The organism is Streptomyces sp. DSM 120436 (assembly GCF_055778765.1).
Genome location: NZ_JBSKBS010000002.1, coordinates 1,998,269 through 2,017,453 on the forward strand (window position 1 = coordinate 1,998,269; position 19,185 = coordinate 2,017,453).

17 protein-coding genes, 1 tRNA gene and 1 pseudogene are annotated in these 19,185 nt (G+C 72.9%); 10 read left to right on the forward strand and 9 right to left on the reverse strand.

Features of this window, described 5'->3' with window-relative positions:
• Positions 1–14: 14 nt before the first annotated feature.
• From ACWH4W_RS31160 to ACWH4W_RS31170, 3 genes are read right to left on the reverse strand one after another with little or no spacing between them, the layout of a single operon-like run.
• A complete protein-coding gene (locus tag ACWH4W_RS31160) occupies positions 15–422 on the reverse strand; it encodes a DUF6262 family protein (protein ID WP_473079142.1) in 408 nt (135 codons plus the stop codon).
• Positions 419–2,671: a tyrosine-type recombinase/integrase gene (locus ACWH4W_RS31165; RefSeq protein WP_473079143.1), complete on the reverse strand. Its 2,253-nt coding sequence runs from the start codon at positions 2,669–2,671 to the stop codon at positions 419–421. The genes ACWH4W_RS31160 and ACWH4W_RS31165 overlap by 4 nt, the downstream gene beginning before the upstream one ends.
• Entirely contained in the window at positions 2,661–3,839 is a 1,179-nt protein-coding gene (locus tag ACWH4W_RS31170) for a tyrosine-type recombinase/integrase (protein ID WP_473079144.1), read from the reverse strand. Before ACWH4W_RS31170 ends, ACWH4W_RS31165 begins: the two co-directional genes overlap by 11 nt.
• A gap of 127 nt (positions 3,840–3,966) precedes the next feature.
• Between ACWH4W_RS31170 and ACWH4W_RS31175 the strand changes: the two are divergent.
• From ACWH4W_RS31175 to ACWH4W_RS31190, 4 genes and pseudogenes are all read left to right on the forward strand, one after another.
• A pseudogene (locus ACWH4W_RS31175) lies at positions 3,967–4,248 on the forward strand (HNH endonuclease family protein); the annotation flags it as partial.
• Between the two features lie 90 nt (positions 4,249–4,338).
• Entirely contained in the window at positions 4,339–5,985 is a 1,647-nt protein-coding gene (locus ACWH4W_RS31180; RefSeq protein WP_473079145.1) for an alkaline phosphatase D family protein, read from the forward strand.
• Between the two features lie 262 nt (positions 5,986–6,247).
• On the forward strand, positions 6,248–6,700 hold the full coding sequence (locus ACWH4W_RS31185; protein WP_473079146.1) for a DoxX family protein: 453 nt from the start codon (positions 6,248–6,250) through the stop codon (positions 6,698–6,700).
• A gap of 419 nt (positions 6,701–7,119) precedes the next feature.
• Positions 7,120–7,719, forward strand: a complete 600-nt coding sequence (locus ACWH4W_RS31190; RefSeq protein ID WP_473079147.1) for a DedA family protein — start codon at positions 7,120–7,122, stop codon at positions 7,717–7,719.
• Between the two features lie 177 nt (positions 7,720–7,896).
• On the opposite strand, the gene ACWH4W_RS31195 is transcribed toward ACWH4W_RS31190, so the two are convergent.
• On the reverse strand, positions 7,897–8,130 hold the full coding sequence (locus tag ACWH4W_RS31195; protein WP_473079148.1) for a DUF2277 domain-containing protein: 234 nt from the start codon (positions 8,128–8,130) through the stop codon (positions 7,897–7,899).
• 94 nt (positions 8,131–8,224) lie between these two features.
• On the opposite strand from ACWH4W_RS31195, the gene ACWH4W_RS31200 reads away from it, so the two are divergent.
• A complete protein-coding gene (locus ACWH4W_RS31200; protein WP_473079149.1) occupies positions 8,225–8,587 on the forward strand; it encodes a hypothetical protein in 363 nt (120 codons plus the stop codon).
• Between the two features lie 74 nt (positions 8,588–8,661).
• On the opposite strand, the gene ACWH4W_RS31205 is transcribed toward ACWH4W_RS31200, so the two are convergent.
• Together ACWH4W_RS31205 and ACWH4W_RS31210 are read right to left on the reverse strand one after the other, a co-directional pair.
• A tRNA-Val gene (locus ACWH4W_RS31205) sits at positions 8,662–8,733 on the reverse strand.
• 147 nt (positions 8,734–8,880) lie between these two features.
• Positions 8,881–9,291 (reverse strand): IS607 family transposase, encoded by a 411-nt coding sequence (locus ACWH4W_RS31210; RefSeq protein WP_473079150.1) that lies wholly within the window; start codon positions 9,289–9,291, stop codon positions 8,881–8,883.
• A gap of 264 nt (positions 9,292–9,555) precedes the next feature.
• Here ACWH4W_RS31210 and ACWH4W_RS31215 point away from each other — a divergent pair, with 264 nt between their 5' ends.
• From ACWH4W_RS31215 to ACWH4W_RS31230, 4 genes are all read left to right on the forward strand, one after another.
• The gene (locus ACWH4W_RS31215) at positions 9,556–10,386 is read left to right on the forward strand and encodes a DUF4097 family beta strand repeat-containing protein (RefSeq protein ID WP_473079151.1); all 831 of its coding nucleotides are present in this window, start codon (positions 9,556–9,558) and stop codon (positions 10,384–10,386) included.
• Between the two features lie 128 nt (positions 10,387–10,514).
• On the forward strand, positions 10,515–11,888 hold the full coding sequence (locus tag ACWH4W_RS31220; protein WP_473079152.1) for a hypothetical protein: 1,374 nt from the start codon (positions 10,515–10,517) through the stop codon (positions 11,886–11,888).
• Between the two features lie 36 nt (positions 11,889–11,924).
• Positions 11,925–12,149: an FmdB family zinc ribbon protein gene (locus ACWH4W_RS31225; RefSeq protein ID WP_473079153.1), complete on the forward strand. Its 225-nt coding sequence runs from the start codon at positions 11,925–11,927 to the stop codon at positions 12,147–12,149.
• Positions 12,150–12,506: 357 nt separating this feature from the next.
• Positions 12,507–13,307 (forward strand): DedA family protein, encoded by an 801-nt coding sequence (locus tag ACWH4W_RS31230; protein ID WP_473079154.1) that lies wholly within the window; start codon positions 12,507–12,509, stop codon positions 13,305–13,307.
• A gap of 31 nt (positions 13,308–13,338) precedes the next feature.
• Here ACWH4W_RS31230 and ACWH4W_RS31235 read toward each other — a convergent pair whose 3' ends face one another.
• The 3 genes from ACWH4W_RS31235 to ACWH4W_RS31245 form a co-directional block, all read right to left on the reverse strand.
• On the reverse strand, positions 13,339–14,148 hold the full coding sequence (locus tag ACWH4W_RS31235; protein WP_473079155.1) for an HAD family hydrolase: 810 nt from the start codon (positions 14,146–14,148) through the stop codon (positions 13,339–13,341).
• Positions 14,148–16,661, reverse strand: coding sequence for a phosphoribosyltransferase (locus ACWH4W_RS31240; RefSeq protein ID WP_473079156.1), 2,514 nt, complete (start codon positions 16,659–16,661; stop codon positions 14,148–14,150). Before ACWH4W_RS31240 ends, ACWH4W_RS31235 begins: the two co-directional genes overlap by 1 nt.
• Before the next feature lie 142 nt (positions 16,662–16,803).
• Positions 16,804–17,970 carry an HpcH/HpaI aldolase/citrate lyase family protein gene (locus ACWH4W_RS31245; RefSeq protein WP_473079157.1) on the reverse strand — a complete coding sequence of 389 codons (1,167 nt, stop codon included), beginning with the start codon at positions 17,968–17,970 and terminating at the stop codon, positions 16,804–16,806.
• A 173-nt stretch (positions 17,971–18,143) separates the two neighbouring features.
• Between ACWH4W_RS31245 and ACWH4W_RS31250 the strand changes: the two genes are divergently transcribed.
• The gene (locus ACWH4W_RS31250) at positions 18,144–19,154 is read left to right on the forward strand and encodes a TerD family protein (protein WP_473079158.1); all 1,011 of its coding nucleotides are present in this window, start codon (positions 18,144–18,146) and stop codon (positions 19,152–19,154) included.
• Positions 19,155–19,185 lie beyond the last annotated feature (31 nt).

Here is a 19,185-nt window from a genome sequence, read left to right on the forward strand (position 1 = left end):
TCATTTCTGCGGCCTCAGTCGGCCTCATAGCGAGCCAGACGCCTTCGCAGGCCGAGGTTCTCTCCTTGCGCAATCTCCAGCGCCTGGCGGAGTCTCGTCACCTCCTCACGGTGAGCCTCCTTCTGCCGCGCGAGGCGGGCGCTCAGCGCCCTTACGGCAGCCGAGGTCGAGGAGTCGCCCGGAGGATCCGCAGGCCCCGCCGGAACCGGTCCGGTCTTGGCCCTATGCCGCTCGATCCGGGTGCGCAGGTCCGGACTCCGGTAAAGGAAGTCAGTGCTCACCCCGGCCTGGCGGGCCACTGCGGTGAAACTGATGGGCTTGCCCGCCTTGGCCAGCTCGGCAAGCGCGGCGCGGGCCCGCTTGTCGGCTTCCTGCGTTCGCGCGCTGGTGGCCTTGCGGAGGTGTTCGGGCAGCGGCGTCATGCGGACGGCTCCTGCTGATGGGTGGTAGACGGCGGTTCAGGGCGATCGGCCGCGCCGGCTCCGCGAACTGCCCGGAGTTGCCCGTCCTCGTGGACACTGACCTGGTCCAAGGCGACGAGGACCTTGTTCAGAGCGCGGGTCTCGGCGAGGCGGCCGGCGAGCCAGATGTTGTCCTCACCCATCGGCTCGCCGTGGCGGGCGGTGAACTGGGTTTGACGGCATGCGATCAGCGCTTCGGTCTGGTCGAGCTGGTGCTGTAGTTCGTCGCGATGGCTGGCGTCGGTGACGAACTTGTCGCAGGTGAGGCAGGCATTGCCTTTGGAGCAGACCTGTCTGGGCGGGAGCATGCACCAGCCGTTGGGCAGCACCCGGTCGGCACGTCGGTCGAGGTGGAGGAGGTCGTAGAGGTCGCTCGGGTCCACCTCGGCGGTCCGGCCGTCGGCGGTCACCTTCTTGTAGCGGAGGAACTCGCGCTCGGCCGTGACCGCCAGGGTCTTCGCGTAGTGCATGGTCATGGCCGGGGTGACGTGTCCCAGGTAGCGCATGACGACGTGGATCGGGACCCCGGCGTTGATCAGGTCGGTCGCCCGGGTGTGTCGGAAGGTGTGCGTCTTGGAGATCATGACGGGGCGGCCGACGCTGTCGGTGATCGCCAGGGTCCTGGTCAGCTCGCGGAGACGACTGTGAAAGGTCGCCGAGGCGTAGGGCCTCCTCCCGAGCCGGTTGTTCTTGGTCTGCAGGAAGAGGTAGCGCGGATCCGTTCCCTCCGGGGCGCCCTGGATGGCGATGAATTCCCGAGCCCACTCCTGCTGGCGGCGGACGATGTCGACGATCTCCTGGTCGACGGGGATCGTCGGTGGATCCCCGCCAGTGATCTTCGTCTGCTGGTAGGTGAGCCGGGCCACGAATCCGTCCGGTTCCTTGCCCTCCTGCCCGCCCGCCGTCAGGAGCGGAAGCAGCGGTTCGAAGTCCATCATCAGGACCTCGTTCATGCGCCGGCCGGTCCGGATCAGCAGCATGAGCGCATGGAAAGCCTGCCGGTCGTCGAGGCCACCCTCGCCCTTGGGAGCCGCGAGGACTCCGGAACCTGCGGCAATCTTGCTGATCACCTCGTCCTCCAGGGCCATGTCGTCCGGCGGCTGGTTGGTGAGCCGCGGCTTGTCCTCCAGCCGGAACAGCACGGAGTGGTGCGCACCGAGGGTGCCCCAGCGGCGGTCACCGAGCACTCTGACGGCCTCGGCACGGTTGTCGTACATCCAGCGGTAGAACGCCTCGATGGTCACCAGCGGGCCCCGCCGACTGTTCTTCGCGAGCCGGCCGCCCTTGTTCGCGCCGGTCATCGCCGTGTGGTTGTTGAGCAGGTCCACGAATCCCCGTAGCCAGGTCCGCAGTTCCTCCGGGTTGTCCACGAGGTGTGGGCCGACGCATCCCACCTGGTCGATGTACCACTGGAACCGCTTCAGATGGTCCAGGCGGCTCTTGACCGACGACCACACGTACCGTTCCGTCGACAACTGCACCGACAGCCACCACTTCGCAGCCTCCCGGAACCAGTCCGTGGTCAGCTGGCTGAAGTTCGCGACCGTCCGGCCGTACGGTTCGTGCTCCCTCTGCGGAATGCGTTGGTCCAGCGCCGGATTCCAGACGTTCAGACGCCACCACTCGCCGTCGTGGTAGGCGTGGGCGAGGCGGTCCTGGAGATGCTTCAGGCCGTTCTCGACGAACACCGGCAGGTGGGAACTGGCCGAGGCGTTCGTGCGCATCAAGGCCCCACGGACCTCCCGCCCCCACTCCTCGTGGGTCAGAGCCGTGAGCGAACACGCTGATCGCGCAGCCGGACTCCCGTGCTCCACCGCGAGAACAAGCCCGCGACGCAGCTCCCCCATACGCATGGTGTTGATGCTGTATCCGTCGGCGACCTGCTGGTGCACGCACCAGGCCAGCTCCCACAGCATCGGCTCCGGCAGCCCTCGCAGGCTCAGTGACTGCGTGAACCAGCCGCGTTCCTTGTCGATCGTCCGCCTGCTGAACGCGGAGAGGTAGTCCTCGGGCATGTTGGCGGCATCGAAGTGATCCTGCCGATGTTCCTCCGGCAGGCTCTCCCAGAGCCGCCTCGCCCGCTCCACGCTGAACAGCTCGGCGATCGGCAACCGTGGATCCCGCTTGTCCCGCCGGTTTCGCTCCCGTACCCGTGGCGCCGCGTCCCGCTGCTGCGGCAGGGCCACGGTCCCGGCCGGATCAGGAGTCATGACCGGCCCCCCATGTCTGCGTGATCTTCTGCCAGTCCGCGCACGCCCTCAGTTCGGCGTCCTCCGTGACATGGGCGTACGTGTTGATCGTGGTCTGGATGTCCGTGTGACCGAGTCTCCGGCTGACCACATGCATCGGCACGCCGGACAGCAGCAGGGCCGTGGCGTGGGTGTGCCGGTACCAGTGTGGTGTCATGTGCGGAGGCAAGCCGGGTAGATCCTTCTTCCGTGCGGTCAGGTGTTTGTAGACGCTCTCCGGCCGGAGCGGGGCGAACCTGCGCCCGCGGTGCAGGTTGCAGAAGATGTACGCGTCGTCCCAGTCGTCCAGCTCGACGTCGGCGCCGGCCTCGCACAGCGCCCAGACCCAGTCCCCGTACAAGCGGTCCAGGGCGGACCCGACGAAGACGCGACGGTGGCCGCTCTTGGCGCGCAGACCGTACGGATGGTCCTCGCGAGGGACGACCTCGATCTGCGCGGTGGTACCCGTGCCGGTCTTCCAGTCGCGATGCCGCAGGCCGAGCGCCTCGCCGAGCCGCAGCCCGGTCTCCTCCAGCAGCGCCCAGAGCAGGCGATACCGCAGCTCGCCCGACCAGACCGCACCCGCCGGGCCCCAGGAGGCCTCCGCGTCGCGGATCGCCGCCATCTGACCGGGGAGCAGCACCGGTACCGGTTTCGTCCGTACACGGACCTTGACCACGCTCGAACGACGCCCGCTCCTGCGCGCCACATGCTCCAGAAACGGCAGATAGCTGCCCGGCCTGGCCTGCACCGTCTCGTACAGTCGGCCGGCGACCTCCACACCGCGCGCTGCGTGGTAGCGGTAGAACCCCATGACCGCACGGGCCCGGCTCGCCACGGTCGCGTCGGCCGCCTTCGTCCCGTCGTGGAGCGGCACCACGTCCTCAGCCACGCCGCCTCGGCGCAACTGCCCGACGAAGGTGCCGAGTTCACTCACTCCGACCGCGTCCCACGGCTGTGCCCGCCGCTCCAGGAACGTCCACCACAGGGCCAGGCCCCGCGCATAACTCCTGACGGTGTTGGGCGAGCAGTCCCTCGATCTCAGGTACTCCAGGTACTGCTCCACGGGCTCAGCGACGCGGAAATCCTCGCCGAGGACCGTCCACGTCGCCCCTTCCTCCGTGACAACCCGCTGCGTACCCGCCACCACACCCCCACTGTCTTCTCTGTGAGCGACACCTCACCGCTGTACCGGATAACGCACCGCTCACAGAGAAGACACGGCTCACAACGCCACGTCACAGACGTCGGCGGCATCACGAGGAAGGTGCGGATAACACCTGGTGCCGCTCGCCGAGGCCTGGGACTCCGGCGCCGGCTCCTGGACCACCGCCCGGCGCCAGGCCTTCGCCAACGACCTGACCCGCCCGCAGCTCCTCGCCGTCACCGACAACGTCAACCAGGCCAAGGGCGACCAGGACCCCGCCACCTGGATGCCGTCCCGTACGGCCTACCGCTGCACGTACGTCCGCGCGTGGGTCCAGGTGAAGTACCACTACGACCTGGCCGTCGACTCGGCCGAGAAGTCCGCCCTCCAGGGGTACCTCAACAACTGCTGAGGCAGCGCGGCCCGAACCGCCGGGTGCGCCACTCTCCCCGGTGGCCTCCGTCGCTGCGTACCGTACGGGGCGACGGAGGAAGGGGTCACCATGGCCGGACTGCGGCTCGGACCGCTGCTGAGGTACGTCGACGGCTCGTCCGCGACCGTCTGGGCGGAGACGGACGGACCGGGCACCGTCGAGGTGCGCTGCCCGGACGGCGCGGGCGGGACCTCCGGCACCTTCCAGGTGTGCGGCCACCACTACGCACTGGTCCGGGTCACCGGCCTCACCCCGGGCACCGCCACCCCGTACGAGGTCGTCGTCGGCGGCGAGCGCGTGTGGCCGTCCGCCGAGGAGCCGTTCCCGTCGCTCCCGCCCTCGGTGATCCGCACCCCCGCCTCCGACGACCGGGCGCGCATCTCCTTCGGTTCCTGCCGCTGGGCCTCGCCGCCCACCGGGGAGCCCGACCCGGTGGGGCCCGACGCCCTGGACGCCCTCGCCCAGCGCATCGCCGCCGACCCCGAGGGCGAGCGGCCCGACGTCCTGCTGCTGCTCGGCGACCAGGTGTACGCCGACGAGACCTCCGAGGCCACGAAGGAGTGGCTCGCCGCGCGCCGCGACCTGAGCGAGCCGCCCGGCAGCCAGGTAGCAAACTACGAGGAGTACACCCACCTCTATTACGAATCCTGGCTCGACCCGCAGGTGCGCTGGCTGCTGTCCACCGTCCCCACCTGCATGATCTTCGACGACCACGACGTGATCGACGACTGGAACACCTCCGCCTCCTGGGTCGAGGACATGCGCGCCACGTCGTGGTGGCGGGAGCGGGTGCTCAGCGGGCTGATGTCGTACTGGGTGTACCAGCACCTGGGCAACCTCTCCCCCGCCGACGTCGACGCCGACCCCGTCCACGCGGCCGTACGGGAGGGTCCCGACGGCACCGCCGCGCTGCGCGCCTTCGCCGCCGAGGCGGAGGCCGACGCGACGGCCGTGCGCTGGAGCTACCGGCGCGACTTCGGCCGGGTGCGGCTGGTCATGGTGGACAGCCGCGCGGCCCGGGTGCTCGAGGAGGGGCGGCGCTCGATGCTCGACCCGGGCGAGGCCGACTGGCTGCGCGCCCAGGTCTTCGACGGCCGCGGCTCCTACGACCACCTGCTCGTCGGCACGTCCCTGCCCTGGCTGCTCCCCCACCTGGTGCACGACGTGGAGGTGTGGAGCTCCGTGCTGTGCCGGGGCGACAAGGGCCCGCGCTGGGCGCGGCTCGGGGAGAAGCTGCGGCGCGCGGCGGACCTGGAGCACTGGTCGGCGTTCCCGGACTCGTTCGGCGAGCTGGCGGAGCTGCTCGCCGACGCGGGCAGCGGCCCGGACGCACCCGCCACGGTGTGCGTGCTGTCCGGGGACGTCCACCACGCCTACGTCGCCGAGCCGGAGTGGCCGGGGCGCGCGGGACCGAGGGCACGGGTGGTGCAGCTGACCTGCTCCCCGGTCCACAACTCCATCCCCGCCTCGATGCGGATGGGCTTCCGCTTCGGCTGGAGCGCCGCCGCCCGGGGGCTGGGCCGGGTGTTCGCGCGGCACGGCGGTCTGGGACGGCCGCCGGTCCACTGGCGCAGGACGGGCGGGCCGTGGTTCGGCAACCAGCTCATGACGCTGGCCACCCGGGGGCGTTCGGCGGTGCTGCGGCTGGAGCACGCCCAGCAGGAGCGGACCGGGGTGCGGCTGCGGCGCGTGACGGAACGGCGGTTGAGCCGCTGAGACCCGCGGGCACCTGTGCGTCCGCTGTGCAACGGGGGGCGGTTCCGGTCATTCCGCCGATCAAGGGGGCGCGGCGGGGGGTGCGGTGACGTGCGGTGACGTGCGACGGGGGCGCGCGGGAGGGGGTCAAAGGGGGCTGAAGCCATGGCCAAATGTTGAACTTGCAAGCAAGTTTTACGCGCACCTAACGTGGGATTCCGACTCGGTTCCGCCCCAGGACCCGGCCTCGTCCGGGGGCCGGCCTGACCGAAGGAGACCCCCCATGAACGGACGCCTCACCAGCGCCCAGCCCTATGCCCTGGGCCTGTTCCGCATGGTCGTCGGCCTGCTCTTCGCCTGCCACGGCGCCGTGTCCCTGCTCGGCCTGTTCGGCGGCACGGACGGCAACGGCGGCGCCGTCGGGACCGGCGCCTGGCCGGGCTGGTACGCCGCCGTGATCGAACTCGTCGGCGGCGGGCTCGTCCTGCTCGGCCTCGCCACCCGGGCCGCCGCCTTCATATCGTCCGGCGCGATGGCGTACGCGTACTTCAAGGTGCACCAGCCCGAGGCCCTCTGGCCGATCGAGAACCACGGCGAGAGCGCGGCCATGTACTGCTGGGCCATGTTCCTGCTGATCTTCACCGGCTCCGGCGCCTTCGGCCTGGACCGCCTGCTCGGCCGGCGCACCTCCGCGCGGGACGGACGGCCGACGGAGCAGACCCCGGTGGCCGCCTGACCGCACCGCCTCACCCACCCGTACGACCGCCGACGCCTCCCCACGGCGCCCGCCTCCCCAACGGCACCACCGAGTCGCACCGGGCGCCCCCCGCCGCACACCGCGCGGGGGGCGCCTGCACGTGCGTCCGCCCGCGCGGGGGCGCCTTGGCGTGCGGGTGCTCTGGTGGGGAGATGCCTTGTGTGCGGGCGCTTCGGTGAGGAGATTCCTTGTGTGCGGGCGCCTTCGTGCGGGCGCGGGGCGCCGGCGGGCGGCGGGCGCGCGAACTGCGGGCGGCGGGCGCGCGAACCCCCCGTGACCTTTCTGTCACTTGCCGCGCGTACGCTGTATGGCTGTCATCGGCCTCTCCTGCCACTCCTGCCGCCTCCGCCGCGACAGCGCGGCAGGCACGGGCCCACGGGGGCGTACGGGGAGTGCGAGTGGAGAGTGTCGGGTCGCTGGTCGGCAGCCCGTGGATCTACGCGGTGGTGGCCCTGTCGGTCCTGCTCGACGTGTTCCTCCCGGTGCTGCCCAGCGGGGTGCTGGTGATCGCCGCGGCCACCGCGGCGGCCGCGAGCACCGCCGCCTACGTGCCCGACATCCTGGTGCTGACGCTCTGCGCCGCCACCGCCTCCGTCCTCGGCGACCTGGTCGCCTACCGCCTCGCCTGGCGCGGCGGCGCCCGACTGGACCGGGCCCTCGCCCGCTCCAGCCGGCTGCGGGGCGCGCAGGAACGTCTCGGTGCGGCGCTGGCCCGGGGCGGCGGCGGTCTCGTCGTCCTCGCGCGGTTCGCACCGGCCGGCCGCTCGGTGGTCTCGCTCGGCGCCGGCGCCGCCCGCCGCCGCGCCCGCGACTTCCTGCCCTGGTCCGCCCTGGCGGGCCTGTCCTGGGCCGGCTACAGCGTCACCCTCGGCTACTTGGGCGGCCAGTGGCTCGGCGCCACCTGGGTGGCCACGGCGGTGTCCGTGGGCGCCCTGTTCGCGGCGGGCGCGGGCGCGGGCTACCTGATGCGCAAGCCGCGGACGTCGGAGGCGCGGTAGCCCCCGGGGCGGGGTGACGGCGGATCAGCGGCCGGGCGACGAGGGCTCAACGGCCGGGTGACGGCGGATCAGCGGCCGGGCGACGAGGGCTCAACGGCCGGGTGACGGCGGATCAGCGGCCGGGCGACGAGGGCTCAACGGCCGGGTGACGGCGGATCAGCGGCCGGCTGACGCCGCTCAGCTCGCCGCCCGGCGGCCCGGGGCGCCCCGGACCTCCAGGTTCTCCAGCAACTCGGCCGTGGCCTCGGCGATCACCTCGACCGCGCGGTCGAACACCTCGCGGTTGTGGGCGGCCGGCGCCCGGAAGCCGGACACCTTCCGCACGTACTGCAGGGCGGCGGCGCGGATGTCCTCCTCCGTGGCCTCCTCGGGGAGCGCGGGCGGACGCAGGGTCTTGATGCTCCGGCACATGCCCCCAGTCTCGCGCCTCCCGCCGCCCGGGGCCACGAAGTGAAGACCCCTGCGCAACTCGCCACCCATATTCGAACAGGCGTATCATTGGGCCGTGGCTGCGACCTATGACTTTCCGAGTGACCTCCTCGCCGGTCAGGAGGAACTGCATCAGGTCCGGGCCGAGTTGTCGGCCCTGCTGAAGCGGCTCCCCTGGTCGGTCGAACCCCTCGACGGGTTCAGCGACGACCACGGCTGGCGCAAGATCGAACGCCCCGCCTCGCCCGGCTGGACCGAGGACGAGCAGGCCGAGGTCGAGAAGCTCCGGCGCCGCGAGCACGAGCTCGCGGTGTTCGTCAGCACCCACCGCTACTGGTCCGAGGTCACCGGCACCGACCGCGTGCAGGCCCGCTCCGCGCTGAAGCACGTCCAGCTGAAGCACGTCCAGGGGAACGCGGACGAGGAGCGGTCGCCGTAGCCCCCAAGGGGACGCCGTAGCCCTCCCGACGGCACAGGGGCCCCCGGAGATGCTCCGGGGGCCCCTGTCATGGGTGGGCGCGGACGGTTTCGAACCGCCGACATCCTGCTTGTAAGGCAGGCGCTCTACCCCTGAGCTACGCACCCTCGCCCGTGCTCGCCGCCCGGGTCGAGTGGACAGCCTACATGGCCGGGGTCACGGTCCCGCAAACCGTTCCTCACCAGTGAGCAGGAGTGGGTCCTGGACCCGTGCCTGGTCGACGGGCGCGTCCCGAACGGTTGTGGATGCGCTGGTCACCCGCGTTCGCGCCGCGTCCGGCGCCACGGATCGTGTCCGTGGTCCGGGGACGCGGGGGCGGGTTTCCTCATGCCCGCGGGCGCCGTGTCCGGCCCGGGCGGTCCGATGCCCCGCACGATCGCTCCGGCCTTGGAACGGACACCGTTCACGCCGGACGTGATCTCCGCCTCCACACGCACCACCCGGTGCCCGGCCCGCGCCGCCCACCGGGACAACCGGGCGATCCGCCGCTCCAGGTCGGTCCTCTGGTCACGGCAGGAGACACGGGCATGAAGACCCAGCCCGCCCACCGCCTCGGGCGCGGCCCCGACCCCGACGTTCACGAGGATCGTGCGCGGGCCGATCCGCTGCGCCGGTACCGGCAGCGTCCCCTCACGGAACCAGCGATACGCCGTCTGCGGATGCACACCCCGCGCCCTCGCCCGTTCCGTGAGGTCCATGCCCTGACAGCGACACCCACTCACACATGGTCACGCTCACTCACACGACTTGGAAGAGCAACAGCTGAAGACCCCGTACACCCTGGCCGGGGGGATATCCCCACCTCGGATCCGCCGGTCGGCCGGATCCCCCCGCGGCCCCCGTCTCCGTACGGTCGAGGACGTCCGACGCCGCCGTACCGCGCGGTCGTTCGGTCCGCCCGCCCGCCGTACGCCCAGGGGGAGCCCGCCATGACCGCCACCGCCCGTGCCACCACCACCCGCACCACCGCGTCCACCCGCGCCTCCGGCGTCCTCGGCACCGTACGGACGCGTGGCCTCGCGCTCGCCGGGGCCGCCGTGGTGCTCGGCGCGGCGCTGAGCGCCTGCGGGGCGTCGGCGGCCGACGACGACGAGCCCGACCACCGCACCTTCGACCTGCCCGGAACGGGTCTGACCGTCGACTCCGACGAATCCGCCCTGGAGATCGTCGCCTCGGACGATCAACCGGAGGGCGAGATCGCGGTCACCCGCTGGTTCCAGGGCACCGTCGCCCTCGGTGCCGACCCGGAGGTCACCTGGTCCATGGACGGCGACCGGCTGGTGCTGCGCGAGAAGTGCTCGGGCGTCGTCGCCGACTGCTCCACCAAGCACCGCGTCGAGGTGCCGCGCGGCGTCGCCGTCACCGTCGAGAGCGACGACGGCAGCGTCCGGGCCGGCGGCTTCCGCGACGCGCTGACCATCCGCACCAAGGACGGCTCGGTCCGCGTCACCGACACCAGCGGCCCGCTGGAGCTGCGCAGCGGCGACGGATCGGTGCGCGCCGAGGTCTCCTCCCGCACCGTGCGCACCCACAGCGGCGACGGCTCCGTGCACCTCGTCCTCACCGCCCTGCCCGACCGGGTGGAGTCCCGCAGCGGCGACGGTTCGACGACCATCGAGCTGCCCCGTGGCGCCTACCGCGTGGACACCTCGACCGGCGACGGGGCCGAGGACGTGTCCGTACCGCGCGACGACTCCAGCGCCCATGTGGTGACCGCCCGCACCGGCGACGGCAAACTCACCGTGCGTACGGTGAACTGACGGGCCCGTGTGTTCGTCCTGTACCGGTGGGAGAATGACAACGGGCAGGGCGAACGACAGTACGGGAGAGGGATGTGACGGCGACACCAGCACAGCCGTACTCGCCGTCGGAGCCGCGCGTGCCTCGCATGCGCCGATCCCTTCCCGAACCGGCGGGACGGCGTGCCCGCCGGGCCCCCGGACCCCTGCGTGACGCGCTCGTCCTCGCGGCCCTTCCGCTGGTCGCGGCGCTGGTGCTGCCCGCCGCGTTCGCCGGGGGCGGCACCCGGCGCTGGTTCGGCGGGCGCGCGGAGAACCAGCGCGCCGAGGCGCAGGCCGCCAAGGACGCCGCGGCCGCCGCCTTCTACGAACTCGACACCGCCCAGCGCGACCTGCGGATCTCCATAGAGACGATCACCGCCGTCGACGACTCGCCCGCCGCGCACCGGGCCGTCGAGGACTTCGCCGCGCTCGGCCGGCGCATCGACGAGGCCAGCCACCGCTACATCGGCGCCGTCGACGCCCACGACCTCGACCGCGACGACCTGGACGCCTCGACGGCCTCCCGGGCCCGCGCCGACCTGACCGCCGCCAAGGACGAGCTGGGGCGGGTCAAGCAGGACCTGGACCGGTTCGCCGACGGGCTCGGCCCGCTGCTCGACAAGGCCGAGACCCAGCTCGCCCGGCTCGCGCCCGCCGTCGAACGCGCCCGGCAGGCACTGCTCGCCGCCTCCCAGGCCCTCGACGCCACCCGCGGCTCCGGGCTGAAGGCCGACGACCTCGCCGCCCGGCTGGCCGCCCTCTCCCCCGAGCTGACCAAGCTGAACCAGGGCGCCGGACAGCACGGCGTGCCCGCCACCCTGGACCGGGCCGCGCGCGTCACCCGCGAGGCCGAGGCGATCCGCGTGGAGGCCGAACGGCTGCCCGAGCGAGCCGCCGAGATCGACCGCCGTCTGGTCTCCCTGCGCACCCGCGCCCAGGCCCTCACCACCCGCTCCGAGCAGGTCGAACCCGTGCTGAGCGAACTGCGCCGGCGCTTCACCGTCGCCTGCTGGCAGGACCTCCAGGGCGTGCCCGAGATCGCCGAGCGCACCGTGCGGCAGGCCGAGGACCGGCTCGCCGAGGCCCGGGCCGCCCGTGAGGAACAGCGCTGGCCCGACGCCACCGCCCTGCTGTCCACCGCGCGGGCCCTGCTGAACACCACCGACGAGGCCGTGTCCGCTGCCGGGGACCGCCTGCGCCGGCTGAACGCCGTGCAGAAGGACCCCGAGCAGGAGATCGAACGCACCCGGTTCGCCATCCGGGACGCCCAGCGGCTCGCCATGGCCGGCCGCAACACCCCCGACCCGCGCCACGCCCGCCCGCTCGACGACGCCGTGGCCCGGCTGGAACGCGCCGTCGCCGGACTGGAGGGCCGCCACCCCGACTACTGGCAGTTCCTCACCGAGACCGAGGCGGTCCGGGAGACCGCGAGCCGTGTGGTGGCCCAGATCCGGGAGGAGCGGGGTGCCGGCGCCAACTGACCGGCCACTCCTCACCGGTCCGGTTAACCTGTGCCCATGCCTCGCTACGAATTCCGCTGCCGCACCTGCGGCGACACGTTCGAACTGAGCCGTCCGATGGCGGAGTCCTCCGCTCCCGCGGCCTGCCCGGCGGGTCACGACGACACGGTCAAGCTCCTCTCCACGGTCGCGGTCGGCGGCACCGCCTCCGCTGCCGCCCCTGCCCCCCGCGCGGGGGGCGGTGGGGGCGGGGGCTGCTGCGGCGGAGGCTGCTGCGGCTGACACCGTGCCGGCGGGCCCGGCGGGCCCGGCGGGTCCGGTGCCCAGGTAGCGGAGGGCAGCCAGCACTCTGCGGGAGTAGCCCTCCCCCCTCCACCCGCCAGCCCGGGCTTGTCGAAGAGGAGGAGCAGGCCGGCCAGGACCGTGCCGAGCAGCTCGACGACGCCGCGGCGGCCCCCCACATCAGGCCCACCGCGCACCGCACCACACGCCGCGCCATGACTCGCATGATCGCGAGACTAGCCGGGCCGGTCGGGGGCACACACTGCGGAAAACCGCATTTCCCCCTGCGGGGAACCGCACCCGGTCGTGCGGCTTTCCTCAGCGACCCTTCAGCTCCGATTTCCTAGCGTGGACGACATGACAGCCATCGCAGCGCAGACGATCACGGCGGCCTCGGGCACGGACGCCGGACCGCAGTGGGTCAACGACCTCATGGACGCCCTCGGCGCCCCCGGGGCCGGACTCGCCATCGCGCTCGAGAACCTCTTCCCGCCCATACCCAGCGAGGTGATCCTGCCGCTGGCGGGGTTCGCCGCGAGCAACGGGCGGATGGGCCTGATCGCCGCGCTGTTGTGGACCACCATCGGCTCGGTGATCGGCGCGCTCGCCCTGTACGGGGTGGGGGCACTGCTCGGCCGGGAGCGGACTCTGGCGCTGGCGAGACGGTTGCCGCTGGTGAAGGTCGCGGACGTGGAGAAGACGGAGGCGTGGTTCCTGCGGCACGGGTCGAAGGCGGTGTTCTTCGGGCGGATGATCCCGCTCTTCCGCAGCTTCATCTCCATACCCGCCGGGGTGGAGCGGATGCCGTTGCCGCTGTTCCTCGGCCTGACCACGCTGGGCAGCGCGATATGGAACACCGCGTTCGTGCTCGCGGGCTACGCGCTCGGGGACAACTGGACCCAGGTGACGTCCATCGTCTCGACCTACTCGAAGGCGGTGCTGGCCGCGGCCGCCCTGGCCCTGGTGGCCTTCGTGGTCGTACGCCTGTTCCGCTCGGGCGGCGGCAGCCGCCGCGCCGGACGGGACTCGGCGGGCGCCGGCTCCCGCGGGGCGGACGCCGACGCCGACGAGGCCGGGGCGGCCGACGACACCTCGTCCGCGCACGCCCGGCCCGATCGCTCGGCCGCCGACACCCTGATCCTGCGCCGCCCCGAGTGATCCCCCGGCCGGGCCCCGGCCGGGGCCCGGCTCAGCGGGAGCGGACGGTGCGGAGGAACTCGCGGAGGATGCGTTCGCCCGCCAGGACGCCCCGCTCGGGCAGGGACCGGATGTCGGGGGCCGTCCAGGAGGCTTCGGCGAGTTCGCCGTGGCCCGGGCGCCAGCCCAGGTCGGCGGCGAGGAGCAGGTCCGCGTCGAGGAGGGAGTCGCCCGCGGCGAGGGTCAGGTCGGCGCCGCTGCGGCGGGCGACCTCCCGCATGGCCGCGCTCTTGGTGAGCGGCTTGGGCACGGCGTAGATCTTGCGCCCCTGGAGGGACACGGTCCAGCCGCGGTTCTCCGCCCACTCCCCGAGTTCCTTCACCCACTCCTCGTGCAGCAGCTCCCGCTCCACGACGAGGTAGGCGAAGAGGTCCTCGGCGGTCCGGTGTTTGCGCACCCACACGGGGTCGGCGGTGCGCAGCAGATGGTCCTGCACCTCGGACAGCGGGGCGCACTCGTCGGCCAGCCGGGCCTGCACCCGCGCGTGCCAGTCGCGGTCGGAGACGCCGTCGACGAGCAGGTGGCCGCCGTTGGCGCAGATCGCGTAGGTCGGAGCGGGGCCGGGGAGGTTGATGCGCTGGTACTGCTTGCGGGTGCGGGTGGTGGTGGGGACGAAGAGGGCCTCGTCACCCAGCTCGGTGAGGAGCCGGGCGGCGGTCTCCGTCAGGTAGGACAGGGGCCGGCTCTCGTGCACCTCCACGCACAGCAGCCTGGGCGCCCGCGCGTCGGGCATGGTCAGGGCGAGGGCGGCGGCGGAGTAGATGAGGGTGCGGTCGAGGTCGCTGGCGACGATGACGGACATCAGCGGCTCACCGCCGTGCCGTCGGCGCCGGTCGCGCCCCGGGTGAAACGGGGGTGGATCAGCCCGACGCAGGTGTACGGCAGATCGGGGACCTCCTCCACGGGAACGCCCCGCTGCTCGGCGAGCAGGCGGACGTGGTCGAGGTCGCTTCCGGCCCCGGCGCGGGCCAGCACCTTCCAGGGCACCCGGCGCAGCAGCACCCGGGTGGTCTCGCCGACGCCGGGCTTGACGAGGTTCACGTCGTGGATGCCGTACTCCTCGCTGATGCGCTCCACGGCGGCCCAGCCCTCCCAGGTGGGCGTGCGGTCGGCGGCGAGCAGGTCCTTGGCCTCGGCGCAGGCGGCCTCGGTGACCTCCTCGAAGCGGGCGGAGACGGCGTCCAGGAAGGCCACCGACAGATCCGCGTCCGCGAGTTCGCGGTAGTACTTCGCGCCGTGGTAGTCGTCGGGGCCGACCAGGTCGGCGCGCAGCACGGTGCGCGAGATCAGCCCGGAGACCGTGGAGTTGAGGCAGGCGGACGGGATCAGATAGTCCTCGCGGGTGCCGTAGGTGCGCACGCAGGAGCCGGGGTCGGCGAGGACCGCGATCTCCGGGTCGAAGCCGGTGATGCCCTCGGTCTTCTCGAACTCCTCGACGGCCTGGGCGAGCTCGCGGGTGATGGCGCCCTTGCCGGTCCAGCCGTCGACGAACACCACGTCGCGCGGGTCGTGGTGGGCGGCCAGCCAGCGCAGGGCGTTGGCGTCGATACCGCGGCCGCGCACGATGGACACGGCGTAGTGCGGCAGGTCGAGGCCATGACGGTGCTGCGCCCAGCGGCGCATCAGGATGCCGACCGGGGTGCCCGCGCGGGCCAGCGACACCAGCACCGGGCGGGGCATGGGGGTCCCCCCGCTCGAGCGAAGCCGAGAGTGGGGGAGCTCGGCGAGGACGGTCTCGGTGACCACGCCGACGGCGTGCGCCAGCCGGGCCGCCGAGGCGTCCAGGGCGTTGTGGAAGAGCTGCTGGTACTGCTCGCTGGGCTGGTACTCCACGGGCAGCGACTCGGCGTAGTGGGCGCCGCCGCTCTGGATGGCCTCCTCGCGCTCCTCGGTCGGCGCCTCCAGCGTCACGTCCGAGAGGTCCTGGAGCAGCCAGCCGACCTCCTCGGGCGCGTACGAGGAGAAGGCGGGGCCTCGGAGGGGCTCGGGCAGCATGGTGGCGGGCCTTTCGGGAACGTCCTGGGCGGCGGCGGGCACGGCGGACACAGTGGGCACGTACGACGGTACGACCGCGAGGAGGACGTGCGGGGTGTGTTCGGCGAGCCGGGCGAGCAGGCCGTCGGGCGCGTGCAGCGCGGGCGTGTCGGCGACCGAGTCGACGACGGCGACGACGGCGTCGAAACCGGCGCCCGCGACGTTGTAGGCGTACCGCTCGCCGGGGCCGTCGGCGGGGTCGTCGTGAGCGGGGAAGACGAGACGGCTGCGGATGGCGTAGCCGGGGTCGTCGACCGCGAGGACGGGTGAGCGGGTGGTGGTGGAGTAGCGCACCTCGGCGCCGGTGGTGCGCTCCAGTTCGGTGGCGAGGCGCAGGGGGGCGTACATCAGTTCCTCGAAGCCGAGGACCAGGACGCGGTGCGCGTCCTCGGGAAGGGCGGTGGCTATTCGGGCCGCCATGGCGGGGAGGGCCGCGTCCAGCCGGGCGCGGTGGGCGGGGGTGAAGCCGTGGCGGCCTCCGTCGGGGAGATCCTCGGGCCAGTTCAGGTCCACTCGCGTGAGGTCCCCGGGCGGCTGCGGCCCGGTGGGCGCCGCGGCCGTCCTCCCACCGCGGTCCGCGCCCTCGTACCGCGCCACCAGCGCCTGCCCCCTCTCCAGGACGCCGTCAGGCAACCGCACCGTCCCCGACGCGGTCGTCACCAGGTCGATCCGCGCCCCGATCTCCCGGGCGAACTCCTCCAGCCGCCCGGCGTCCGCCGCCGACCGCATGTCGACCAGCGCGACGACGACGTACCGCTTCCGCGGATACCGCGCGTGCAGGGCGCGCACGGTGTTCAGCACCGTGTTGCCCGTCGAGAACTCGTCGTCGACCAGTACCAGCGGCCCGTCCCCGGCCAGCAGGGCCGGGTCCTCCGGCAGCAGCAGATGGGAGGTGGCGTGGGAGTGCGACTCCTCGAAACCGCCGGCGGCGGCGACCCCGGCGACCGGCCGGCGCGTGGAGTGCAGGCAGGGCGCGGCGCCCAGGCCGTCGGCGACGGAGTGACCGAGGCCGGTCGCGGTCTCGGCGTACCCGAGCACGACGGCCCGCCCGGCCGCCTCCTCGCCCAGCAGCTCCCGCACCCGACGGCCGAGCGCGACGCCGTGTCCGTACACCACGGACGGCGCCTGGGGCACGTGCTTGCCGAGGACGTTCGACACCAGCAGGTGGGCCCGCTTGGGGTTGCGGCGCAGCGCCAGCCCCAGCAGCCCGCGCAGCCGTTCGTCGCCGGCCAGCTCGACGCCGAGCCGCTCGGCGACCCAGGTGCCGGACCAGGTGTTCACACTTCTCTCCCTTTCGGTCACTCCGCCGGACCCCCCGCTCACTCCCCCGGCCTCCCGGTCGCCGCGCCGGACCCCACGGTCACTCCCCCGGACCCCCCGGTCACTCCCCCCGGCCTCCCGGTCGCTCCGCCGGACCCCTCGCTCACTCGGTCAGGCCCGCCGCGAGCAGTTCCACGAAGCCGATGTCCTCGTTGGCGACGCCGAAGACCTCGGCGCGCAGCAGGGTCCGCTCCGCCCAGGCGCGGTGCGGCTTCACCTCGTTCATCTTGTTGGTGTACGCGGAGCGCAGTACACCCCCGCCGTCGCGTTCCGGCCGGAGGATGTCCTGGGCGTCGCTGTACTCCTCGTGGCTGACGACGGACAGCGCGTGCACGGGCAGCACGTGGGAGGGGTGGATGCAGGTCTTGCCGAGCAGGCCGTTGGCCCGGTCCAGGGAGATCTCGCGCAGCAGGCCGTCCATGGCGTGCTCGATGAGCCTCTGGCGCAGCGCGGTGGCCTCCACCTCCAGGAAGGGGCTCTGCCGCAGCTGCGGCTTGAACATGCGCTCCTGCACCCGGAAGTACTCCCAGACGGGCCCGGTCACGGTGAACCCGGTGCCGTCGGCACGGCCGAGCATGTTGACCACGTCGGAGATCACGGAGGCGACGACCTGGATGTCGTACGCGGTCATGTCGGGACCGCGGCGCAACCCGTAGGAGGAGCAGAAGTCGGTGACGCCCAGGCGCAGGGCGAGCACGCGGTCCCGGTACTTGTCGACGGCGCGGAAGATGCCTTCGAGGGTCTCGACGCGGGTCTCGCGGTAGAGCAGCTCGGGCGACTCCAGCACCGGCATGGCGAACAGCCGGCGGCCGCTCACGGACTCGGCGGCGGTGAGCGCCTCGAGGAACGGCAGGCCGCGCTCGGCGGTGAACTTCGGCAGCACGAATCCGGACAGCACCGCCACGGCGGGGCCGAGGCGGCGGACCAGGTCGCCGATCTGCCCGGGCTCCCGGACCCGGACGAACAGCAGCGGCAGGTCGGCTCCGGGCCGTGCGGCGAGGTCGGTGAGCTGGCGGACCAGGTTCTCCTCGCCGGCGACGACCTCGGCGTCGCCGATGGAGTCCTCCAGGCACAGCACCATGGAGACCACGCCGCGGGCACCCTGCTTGACGACGTCGTCGGCGAGCCGGGGGCGGGTGGCGGGGCTGTAGAGCGTGGCGCCGAGCGCCGCGGACAGCAGCCGGGCCGGGGAGTCGGCGGTGAACGCGCAGGGCTCCCGGTAGAAGAGACGTTTCCGCACCTCAGGGGCGATGTGCCCGAAATGACGCATTGAACTCCCCCGTGGCAGTAGTGGACTCCGTGGAACACCGGAAGGTGGCCGGTAATAGTACGTAGAAGCCCGTGTCGGCGGTTCCCGCCGGGCGTGAACTCCAGGTAACCCCGTGATGTCGGGACCAACCCCCCGCATTGTCGTGGCCAGGCCGGAGAAGGCAGGATGACGGCATGACGCACGCGATGCTGAAGGGGTCGAACGTTCCTCTCGAGGCCACCACGGTACGCGCCGTGCTGCGCTGGTCGCCCGGGCAGGGGGTGCCGGACGTCGACGCCTCCGCGCTGCTCCTCGGTCTCGACGGCCGCGTGCGCTCCGACGAGGACTTCGTCTTCTACAACCAGCCCCGGCACCCGTCCGGGAAGGTGTGGCGGCTCGGCAAGAAGCGCGTCACCGAGGGCCTGACCGACACGATCCAGACAGATCTCGCCGGTGTCGAGTCCGGTGTCGGCCGCATCCTCCTCGTGGCGTCGGCGGACGGCGTGACCTTCGACCGCGTCCAGGCGCTGCGCATCCTGCTGTACGACGCGCAGAACCCCGACGGGGAGGCGTTGGCCCACTTCGACGTCAAGCCTGAGACGGGCCAGGAGACCGCGCTGATCTGCGGTGAGCTGTACCGGCGCGGGGAGGGCTGGAAGTTCCGGGCGCTCGGCGAGGGCTACTCGAACGGGCTGAGGGGCCTGGCGACCGACTTCGGCATCTCGGTGGACGAGTCGGAGGCCGCCGAGGAACCGGAGACGTCCGCCGCACCGGCGCCCGCCGCGCCGGGCACGCCCGAGCCCCCGGCGCAGGCCCCCGAGGGCGTCTCGCCCGACGCGGTGACGCAGCCGCAGGTTCCGGCGGTGCCGCCGATGCCGGCGGCGCCGCCGGTCCCGGAGGTGTCCCGCCCGCTGCCGCCGGAGCAGTCGCCCGCGGGAGTGCCCGCGCAGCCCGCGTACGGCTACCCCCCGCAGCACCCCCCGACCGCCCCGCCCCCGACCGTCCCGCCCCCGCTCGCCGCGCAGCCGGCCTACGGCTACCCGCACCCGGCGAGCCGTCCCGCGTACGGCTATCCGGCGCCCGCGCCCGCCACGGCCGCCGCCCAGCCGGCACAGGCGGGGTACGACCTCCCGCCGCCGGCCACGGGCGCGCCCGACCCGGACTTCCGGCTGCCGCCGCAGGGACCGCAGTTCATCGGACGCTAGGGCGCACCGCGACAGGCGCCCGGGGCGCCCC